Here is a 9,498-nt window from a genome sequence, read left to right as displayed (position 1 = left end):
ATGGCAAAAGAAAAGTTTGAACGCGTAAAACCGCACGTAAACGTAGGTACAATCGGCCACGTTGACCACGGTAAAACAACTCTAACAGCAGCAATCACTAACGTACTTGCAAAAGTATACGGTGGTGTAGCTAAAGACTTCGCATCAATCGATAACGCTCCAGAAGAGCGTGAGCGTGGTATCACAATCTCAACTTCACACGTTGAGTACGATACACCAACTCGTCACTACGCACACGTAGACTGTCCAGGACACGCTGACTATGTTAAAAACATGATCACTGGTGCTGCACAGATGGACGGCGCGATCCTAGTAGTTGCTGCTACTGACGGTCCTATGCCTCAAACACGTGAGCACATCCTACTTTCTCGTCAGGTTGGTGTACCTTACATCATCGTATTCATGAACAAATGTGACATGGTTGACGACGAAGAGCTTCTAGAGCTAGTAGAGATGGAAGTACGTGAACTTCTTTCTGAGTACGACTTCCCAGGTGATGACCTACCTCTAATCCAAGGTTCTGCGCTTAAAGCGTTAGAAGGTGAGAAAGAGTGGGAAGACAAGATCGTTGAGCTTGCAGAAGCACTAGACACTTACATCCCAGAGCCAGAGCGTGACATCGATAAGCCATTCATCATGCCTATCGAAGACGTATTCTCAATCCAGGGTCGTGGTACAGTAGTAACAGGCCGTGTTGAAGCTGGTATCATCAACGTGAACGACGAAGTTGAAATCGTAGGTATCAAAGAAACTACGAAGACAACTTGTACGGGTGTTGAGATGTTCCGTAAGCTTCTAGACGAAGGTCGTGCGGGTGAGAACATCGGTGCACTACTACGTGGTACTAAGCGTGACGAAGTTGAGCGTGGTCAGGTTCTATGTAAGCCTGGTTCAATCAACCCACACACTAAGTTCACTTCAGAAGTATACGTACTTTCTAAAGATGAAGGTGGTCGTCACACGCCATTCTTCAAAGGCTACCGTCCACAGTTCTACTTCCGTACAACTGACGTAACAGGTAACGTTGAGTTACCAGAAGGCGTAGAAATGGTAATGCCTGGTGACAACATCAAGATGACTGTTGAGCTAATCGTTCCAATCGCGATGGACGAAGGTTTACGCTTCGCTATCCGTGAAGGTGGCCGTACAGTAGGTGCTGGTGTTGTAGCTACAATCATTGAATAATCAATAGATTGCAGTAACACTGTAAAAAAGGTCACTTAAGTGGCCTTTTTTAATGTCTGAGATTTGGAACTGGTAGGTTGGATAAGCGCAGCGCCTTCCGGTGGGGTACCATCCGGTGGGGTACCATCTGGCAGTCATCCATCACTTATTGAATCAGAACTTAAACTGATCGTTAATCAAGGATGTTAAAACATGATCTTGCCATTCACCGTTGAGAAATAGATAATCTTTAGCAACTCCTTCAATGGTAAAGCCTAATTTTTTTAAAACGGCCGCGCTTCTTGCGTTGCATGGCACATAGTTCGCCATGATCCGATGAAAATTCTTGTGCGCAAAAGCCCAATGTATAATGACGGCCAATGCCTCGTGCATTAAGCCACAGCCATTCTTTTGCTGATCTAGTTGATAGCCTAAAAAACACGCCTGAAAAGGACCTCTTTGAATGCCAGACAGGCCTACTTGACCAATGACATGTTCTTCGTTGCTTTTTTCAAAAAGGTAGAATTGATACATTGAGTCATCTTCGAAACAGGCAGCTAAGTGCTTTAAGTTTTGAACCCAATGGTCCACCGTGAAAAAATGCGCATCACGCAAAGGTTGAGAGTCGGCAAAAAACGCTTTATTTCTTAAGTAAAACTTCGTGATGGCAGGTGCAAATTCTGTACGTGCACTTTTGATTATTAATCGCTCGGTGTCTATTTGCATTGTTTATCCTTATTGTGGCCGACGCTGCTGCGATTGTCGGGCACTTGATATCGTTGTATATCAGGGTAGTTAAACTGAGCGTAAGTCCATGTAAGAAAGGCTTTACATCGCGGTGAGTTACAATAATATCGTATGGTATATTTTACTGCCCATTCAAACATTCAAAGGTCGTAATTTAAAAGCAAAAAACGGTTGCGCTCAACCCAACTTAACTCTTTTACTTAATATTGTGTTTTCTCGTTCTTTGACACTCTGCTGTGTAACAACGATAGCAAGATGCAATATAACGTTGCGTGAGGGTCAAGGCTTTAATGAGTTCAGTTCTGTGATGATTGTTTAATATGGCGAAAAGGGCGTTTTGCAAAAGGCTGCACTATCATGTCGCAGCCCTATTTGTCTGCTTGAATTAAAACTTTAACGCTGTCCAAGGGCCGTTTTGACTGTCTTGTGGTGCTTGGCCGAGTGTCCAGTGACGCGCGTAGTAATAAACATTTTCGTGTTTAACCACTTCACCCCCTTTGTACTCTTTGGTCGCTGACCACGGAGATACCTTTGATAAGTCTGGCGTACTTGGGTTGTTATCGCCATCACCGTTACAACTAGAATTGAAAATACCTAAAGGTTTGTCAGTGTTTACAAACCATTTTACGGCTACTTGGTCTGAGCTGTAGCCTCGATTAACATGCTCACCTACATTCCAGCGCGCCATATGACGGTAACCTGTTGTATCAACGATAGCAAACCAATGATAGGCATTGTCTTGATGATGTAGTTTATCACCTGCAAATGTCGTGCTGATATTCGAAGTGAGCTCGGCAAAAACACGCTCACCTTTGGTGTAGACATATTCTGCGGTTGTCAGTGATTTTGAATCGCCATTTTCGAACAGGACTCTGACTTCTTGTCCTGCCTCAACAGCATCTACCAATTGACACAATTGCCCTTCAATCGCTTTCCCTTGTTGATCATGATGGTACGCTAGCGTCCAGTTTGCAGATGCATTGAAAGATGCAGTCACACCAGCAAACACTAGACTTAATAGATACTTGTTCATCAAATTCCTTAATTTAAGTTGTTATATTGATACCGATCAATATCATAGAGTATGTTGTTTCCATAATAAATACAAAGGCTGGTAAATGTATCTGGTAGCAATGTAAGAGGCCGCTGACGGTGAGTACAATTTGTACTAAATCAGTTACAGAAATAAGTATGCTGTTTGGTACTGCCGGTACGCACGGTCTTTAAAAACCCCAAAAAGCGTTTGACCTCAACCTTACTTGAGCTTTTATCTTACTCGTGACTACATTAAAAGCATAAGGAAAACTTGATGTTAGAATTGCAATCGTCAACCATCGCTAAGTATATTTCACACTACCTTAGTGGTTTCTCAATTGATGCGCCTATTGGTACTTTAAGTTTTGTGCAAGCCTTACAGGCGCAACACTTAGCAATGTACAGTTTCAGCAGCATTAACGCGATGCAGGGCGCTTATCTAAGTCTCGAGCCTGAAGAATTGTTTGAGCGGCTAATTGTACAGCGTCAGGGAGGGTATTGTTTTGAGCACAACCGAGTGATGTATTTAGCACTGCAGGCTCTGGGTTATCAGGTACGCCCAGCGTTAGCGCGGGTCATGCTAAGTGGTAAAACCGATAATCCTCGCACACACAGAGTCACTTTACTCACCCATGAAGGTAATACCTATGTGGTTGATGTGGGTTTTGGTGTGCAGGGTTTTATTTTGCCACTTGCCATTGACCACAATCATAGTGTGAACGAAGGGCCCAACCACTATCAAATTGAGCGTACAGCGGCACATGCTAAGGTATCATTGAGCGCACCACAGTCATTGACCTTGTATGAAATTGATTTAGCCAAGGTATTTGAGGAGGATTGTGAGGTGGGTCACTTTTATAGTCATCAACACCCAAAAGCGTCATTTGTGAATAATCTCGTTGTATCACGCATTGATGATGGCCAGCGCTATTTGATCCGCAACACGACCTTTTTACATGTGGATGAGCGCAATCAAACGCAAAGTGAGCAAGTAATCGGTAGCGTATTTCAGTTGCAGCAATTACTACAAAGGCACTTTAATATAACCGCCAGCGAAGAACATCTGAACAAGGTGTTTGATAAAGTACAAAGGCGGCAATTAGCGCGAGCAGGATAATGGCTTAGTGATTGCGTATGGCCTGCTCGCAACGGGCCTCGGTATTGAGCTTATTTTTTAACATGTTATGGCTTTTTTGTAGTTTGCTTATCAAGCTTTCATCACTGTTAATATTGGCGGCTAGGTACATACGCTTACTCAAATGGGGTGAAACATATACGCGCTCCCATTCTCCGCCTCTACCTAATGCCATTTGTACATTTTTAACGAATAGGTCAGCCCCATACAACAAGTCAACTCGTGCCTTATTAAGCATTTGTGCGCCTTGCTCATGGCTGGCCAAAATCACTAAATTATCTTCCTGAGAAAAACCAATTTCTACCAAGTGTTGTTCGGTTGGCTGGCCAGATGCTACTGCTACAACATATTGTCTTACGTCTTCTATATCATTAATTTGAATGTCTTTTCTGGCTCTTAGCTTGTAAAAGGATACATTTATTTCACACAAGGGGGCCACCCAGTGATATTGCTTTTCGCGTTCATGTGTACGTGCTAAAGAATAAATAAAGGCGTTAGGGGTGTGGTTTACCACATGATTGGTCCTAAACCATGGCAAAACATGAATTTTGTAGTCTAGTTTGCTGTGTTCAAACAGCATTTTCACTAAGTCAGTAGCTACACCTCCAATTCTACCTGGCCCTAGAAACTCTTGGTAGGGGGGAAAGTCTTCGGTATAAATATGAATTTGCTCATTTGAGTCCTTAGAGTGCGCCAAACCATGGCACAAGATTAAAGCGCAGATGGTTATCCAGTGGATGTGTTGTTGCATTATTCTGCTCCTTGATTTTTTACCCACTATAAAGCGTAGTCAAAGTGATACAATTTGGTGTTATTTTATCCATCGCCTAGTGCATGTTAATTGGATACAATGCACCAATACTTAGATGTAAAACAGCCTGATAGGTAATAAACACAAGGATTTAAGCAGTATGACTCGTATGTTAGCGTTAGTAGGCGTAATTTTATTACTCAGCGCCTGTACCAGCCTAGTTGAAAAGGGAGATAAATTATACGAACAAGGTATGTACCAACAGGCTGCAGAATTTTATCAGCAAGCTGTGCATGAAGACGCAACGGACGTTGAGGCACAACAGCGGCTTAATCAGGCCCGCCATAAAATAATAGACCGTGGACTCATCGAAGTTCGCATGTTGCGACTCGCTGCAAATCAGGTTGGGGCAGCCGATAAACTTGAGACTATTTTGCGCAATCAAAGCTCTTGGCACATTGAAGCGATGGGGGCGCAGGCTGCCACGCAAAATGAAGAAATTCGTTATGCGGAGCAATTTTTACGTACACAAGCAAAAGACCTTGCCAATAGCTCGTACCCCGATAAATTTCGTTGGTTTGAGCAAAAATATGCTTTTTTAATAACCAATGCACAGTTAGCTACAATGTTAAGTGGCTATCAGCAACAACTCGGCGAGCACGCTAAAAGTAAATGCCAAGCACTGGCTGAGCAGGTCCAAGGGCAGCGGTTTTTTCTCAAAGAACTGGCGCAAAAGTATTGCTCAGCCTGGAGTGTGGCCCAGACATTTAAGCTAGATCAGCAAGATAAGAGCCGCTATCGAAACATCGTTTTCAATAAGCAATTGCAACTTAATACGTCAAAGCGACGCGCCCATGAACAACTAATAGACGGCGCGCTTAGTGAGCTTAAAGATCAATTTCAGCAAAGTATCTGGTATGCACCCATTGGTGAACAATTACTCAAATTAACGCTAACAGCCGATGTTGACTATCAGCGTAATAGCATACAAAAGCAACAGGAGAAACGCTATCTAGTCAAGGAATGGCGGCCCGATCCAAATGACAAATCTAAACAGGTAGAGGTTGATGTTGAACGGGTCTATATTTATCCGCAAACACACTATCACGAAGAATACTCTGCGCGTTTGAGCTATAGTGGGCAGTTGGCAGGAATGTCGTTGGCAAATCAGTATATGGATAGCCAAAGCAACCAAACTGTCAGCCATAGTGCTAATTTTGCTGAAGCTGAGTTGGCACCTAAGTCTGCGAAATTCTTGGATCAAACCAGCACATTTTCTGATTATCTGACTCGCCTGACACACGGCGTCAATGATGAGCTGACAAAGTTATGGGCCAGTCAATATTGTCAAAATCAATACGCACAAAACTCGATGGAAAATGTGTTGCGGTGTGCACGTGTGGAGTCAGACAATGATTACGTAAATAGTTGGTTTGAACGTCAGTTTGGTATCAACTACAAGGCGATGCGTACTTTATATGGAGTGTAAGTAGAACGTAAAAGCATGGACTCAGTCCATGCTTTTTAGGCATTAATCAATTAAGCGTGAAACCACAAAGTAGGGGTTTAAATAACTTTCTTTTTGATTATATAGCAAAGGAGTCCCGTCAACTTTACTCACCGTTGCTCCTGCTATTTCAGCAACTGCATGGCCGGCCCCTGTATCCCACTCACTTGTTGGTCCAAGCCTTGGATAGATATCAGCTTGACCTTCAGCAACGAGACACAGTTTTAGCGAACTGCCTTTTGCAACCATTTCGACTTCATCAAACTGCTCTAAGTAGGCCGCTAAGTCAGCAGAAGGGTGTGAACGAGAACCCACCACGTGAATTTTGCCCTTATTGGGCTTTTTAGTTACTTTCAGTTCGATACGTGCTTCGCCACATTCTCTGAAAGCACCGATAGCTTCAGCGGCTAGATAACTGACATTCAGAGCCGGGGCATGCACCACGCCAAGGATAGGTTTCCCATTTTTGATTAAAGCGATGTTAACGGTAAACTCACCGTTCTTTTTAATGAATTCTTTGGTGCCGTCAATTGGGTCAACAAGCCAGTATTCTTGCCAAGCTTGTCGAGTTGGCCAATCAATATTAGCGCTTTCTTCACTCAAAATGGGTAATTCAGGTGTGAGCGACTTTAAACCTTTTACGATCACTTCATGGGCCGCAACATCGGCATCGGTTACAGGGCTTTCATCCGCCTTATACTCGATATTAAAATCTTTGGCGTAAATCGGCATGATGGCATCACCGGCTTTACGTGCCAATAGTAAGATCTCTTCCAATAGATCGGTCTGGTTCATAACTTATCCTATGATGTTTTTGGTTTTTAGATAGGCTATCAATTGTTCGACGGACTGTTGTAATGAGTTTTTACTGGTATCCAAGCGAACTTCCGGATTGTTTGGCACTTGATAGTCGGAATCTATCCCCGTAAAGTGTTTGATCTCTCCAGCTCTGGCTTTTTTATACAGCCCCTTTGGGTCTCTTTGTTCACATACATCCAAAGGAGTATCAAGAAAAACCTCAATAAACTCACCGCCTCCTAATAGCTCTCGTACCATATCACGTTCAGCACGAAACGGGGAAATAAAGGCTGTTAATACCACCAAACCGGCATCGGCCATCAATTTACTCAGCTCACCAACTCGGCGAATATTTTCCACGCGGTCGGCGTCGCTAAACCCCAAGTCTTTACATAGACCATGACGTACATTGTCACCATCAAGCAGGTAGGTATGAACGCCTTGCTGATGTAGCGCACTTTCTAGTGCGCCTGCTACGGTGCTTTTACCAGAACCAGAGTAACCAGTGAACCAAAGCACGCAAGGTTTGTGGCCCTTTTGTTCGCTGCGCAGTGCTTTGTCTACGGCATAGTTATGCCAAACTATATTTTCGTCCATATTGCTACCTACTAAAATGGGAACACCAAAGGTATTAAGGTTAAAACGGTGACCGAATAAATTAAGGACAGCGGCAAGCCCATCGTGACATAGTCTTTGATCCGGTAGTTGCCAGCGCTATACACCATTAAATTGGTTTGATAGCCAAATGGTGAGATAAAGCTCGCTGATGCACCAAATGCCACAGCCATCACAAAGGGCAGTGGATTGACACCAAAGCCAACAGCTAATGCATAAGCAACAGGGAAAGATAGCGCTGCTGCTGCATTGTTAGTGATCAACTCGGTAAATACCACGGTCATTACAAATATGGCAATAAAGGCTCCATAAGGGCCGAAATCACCTAATAAAAAGAACAGTCCACTGGATATTTGCCCAGCCAGACCGGTGTTGATCATCAACTTTGCAAGGCCAATAGCGCTGCCGACAATAGCAACAAGCTCTAGAGGAAAGCGTCGTTTCAATTCATTAACTTTAATAGTACCCATTAGAATTAAACCGACTAAAAGCACCATCAGGCCTTTTACCAGTGGCACTAAGTCAAATATGCTCAGCGCCAACACTGTAGTAAATGCGCCTAATACAATATTTGATTGCTTCGATTGGAGATGTGTCTGTAAATCCAATCCAGAAATATAAACAAATTCGCGCTTAAGGTCTGGTAGTTCATAAAATTGGCTGCCTGGTGCTAAGATCAGAGAATCACCAGCTTGTAGTTGAACTTGACCTAAGCCACCTTGTAGGCGGTCATGACCACGGCGAATTGCAATAACGGCAGCATGGAACTGTTCACGAAAGCGGATTTCTTTGACCGTTTTTCCGATAAACTTAGATGATTGGCTCATCACCACTTCTACCAAATGCTCTACATCTTTTTCATGTTTGTCATGAACGATTTTTAGGCCATCAAATTGGGATAAAAGTGGTACAGACTTAATGTCACCAACAAACAATAAAACATCACCCTGTTGAATCACTTGTTGTGGTGTTACTGCAATAATGCGGCGGTCACCGTGAATAATCTCAGCGAGGAATAAGTCTTTAAGGTCGCGCAGGCCATTTTCTTCAACGGTACGGCCGATCAGCTTTGAGCCCGGCTGAACTTTTCCCTCGAGATAAAACGGCACAACTTCCTGATCGTTTTTACCATTGTCTGGAAGGTATTTTAGTAGCACCATAATTGTTAGCAAACCAGCAACTAATGCCCCTAATCCGACCAAGGTAAAATCAAAAAATCCTAATGGTGCCATGCCCGCATCTACTGCAAAGCCATTGACGATTAGGTTGGTCGACGTGCCGATTAGGGTCAATGTTCCACCTAAAATAGCGGTATAGGATAGTGGTAACAAAAGTTTAGAAGGAGAGTGTGTGGGGCTCTCTTTTATCGCAGAGATAAGAGAGGCAACGACAGCCGTATTGTTGGTGAACGACGACAAAAAGGCGGTCGATAAGCCTAGTTTCATCACTGAGCATGACAAACTTCCTTTTGCCAGTGATTGCGCTAAGGTTTGTATCAATGTGGTTTTTTCTATCGCAATCGATACTAGGATCAGCAAAATAAGGGTGATCAGCGAGGGGTTTGCGTAGTTAACAAGCATCCCCTCAAGCTCAATTAGACCTGTAAGATAACTGATACTAATGGCCCCAACAAATAGCCATGCTGGTTTTAGTCGACTGCCAAAAAGACAACCGACTAGTACTAACATGATACCTGTTAAAATGATTTGCTCATGCACTTAGAGGTACTCCTATTAACAGGCGTAG

Annotated in this window: 9 protein-coding genes; 3 read left to right on the top strand and 6 right to left on the bottom strand. The window is 43.4% G+C overall.

The genetic code is table 11. The features are described 5' to 3' along the window. Positions 1 to 1,185 (top strand): elongation factor Tu, encoded by a 1,185-nt coding sequence (gene tuf / locus BIW53_RS01660; RefSeq protein WP_070989959.1) that lies wholly within the window; start codon positions 1 to 3, stop codon positions 1,183 to 1,185. Between the two features lie 153 nt (positions 1,186 to 1,338). Here tuf and BIW53_RS01655 read toward each other — a convergent pair whose 3' ends face one another. Together BIW53_RS01655 and BIW53_RS01650 are read right to left on the bottom strand one after the other, a co-directional pair. Further along, a complete protein-coding gene (locus BIW53_RS01655) occupies positions 1,339 to 1,890 on the bottom strand; it encodes a GNAT family N-acetyltransferase (protein ID WP_070990024.1) in 552 nt (183 codons plus the stop codon). Between the two features lie 406 nt (positions 1,891 to 2,296). After that, complete coding sequence (locus BIW53_RS01650) at positions 2,297 to 2,944, bottom strand: hypothetical protein (protein ID WP_070990021.1); 648 nt, start codon at positions 2,942 to 2,944, stop codon at positions 2,297 to 2,299. A 276-nt stretch (positions 2,945 to 3,220) separates the two neighbouring features. Here BIW53_RS01650 and BIW53_RS01645 point away from each other — a divergent pair, with 276 nt between their 5' ends. Continuing rightward, a complete protein-coding gene (locus BIW53_RS01645) occupies positions 3,221 to 4,063 on the top strand; it encodes an arylamine N-acetyltransferase family protein (RefSeq protein WP_070990019.1) in 843 nt (280 codons plus the stop codon). 4 nt (positions 4,064 to 4,067) lie between these two features. Here the strand turns inward: BIW53_RS01645 and BIW53_RS01640 are convergent, their stop codons facing one another. Continuing rightward, positions 4,068 to 4,832 (bottom strand): substrate-binding periplasmic protein, encoded by a 765-nt coding sequence (locus tag BIW53_RS01640; RefSeq protein WP_070990018.1) that lies wholly within the window; start codon positions 4,830 to 4,832, stop codon positions 4,068 to 4,070. 160 nt (positions 4,833 to 4,992) lie between these two features. Here BIW53_RS01640 and BIW53_RS01635 point away from each other — a divergent pair, with 160 nt between their 5' ends. After that, positions 4,993 to 6,321: a hypothetical protein gene (locus BIW53_RS01635; RefSeq protein ID WP_070990016.1), complete on the top strand. Its 1,329-nt coding sequence runs from the start codon at positions 4,993 to 4,995 to the stop codon at positions 6,319 to 6,321. Positions 6,322 to 6,363: 42 nt separating this feature from the next. On the opposite strand, the gene cysQ is transcribed toward BIW53_RS01635, so the two are convergent. Genes cysQ through BIW53_RS01620 form a run of 3 tightly spaced genes read right to left on the bottom strand, consistent with a single transcriptional unit; the run spans position 6,364 to position 9,470 of the window. Beyond that, positions 6,364 to 7,134 carry a 3'(2'),5'-bisphosphate nucleotidase CysQ gene (gene cysQ / locus BIW53_RS01630; RefSeq protein ID WP_070990014.1) on the bottom strand — a complete coding sequence of 257 codons (771 nt, stop codon included), beginning with the start codon at positions 7,132 to 7,134 and terminating at the stop codon, positions 6,364 to 6,366. Between the two features lie 3 nt (positions 7,135 to 7,137). Beyond that, positions 7,138 to 7,734, bottom strand: a complete 597-nt coding sequence (gene cysC / locus BIW53_RS01625) for an adenylyl-sulfate kinase (protein WP_070990012.1) — start codon at positions 7,732 to 7,734, stop codon at positions 7,138 to 7,140. A gap of 11 nt (positions 7,735 to 7,745) precedes the next feature. Next, a complete protein-coding gene (locus BIW53_RS01620; protein WP_070990010.1) occupies positions 7,746 to 9,470 on the bottom strand; it encodes an SLC13 family permease in 1,725 nt (574 codons plus the stop codon). Between the last annotated feature and the right edge of the window lie 28 nt (positions 9,471 to 9,498).

This window comes from Pseudoalteromonas byunsanensis (genome assembly GCF_001854475.1).
Lineage (GTDB): Bacteria > Pseudomonadota > Gammaproteobacteria > Enterobacterales > Alteromonadaceae > Pseudoalteromonas > Pseudoalteromonas byunsanensis.
Note: the sequence above shows the minus strand (reverse complement) of the source record. Positions and strands in the feature narration are given on the sequence as shown.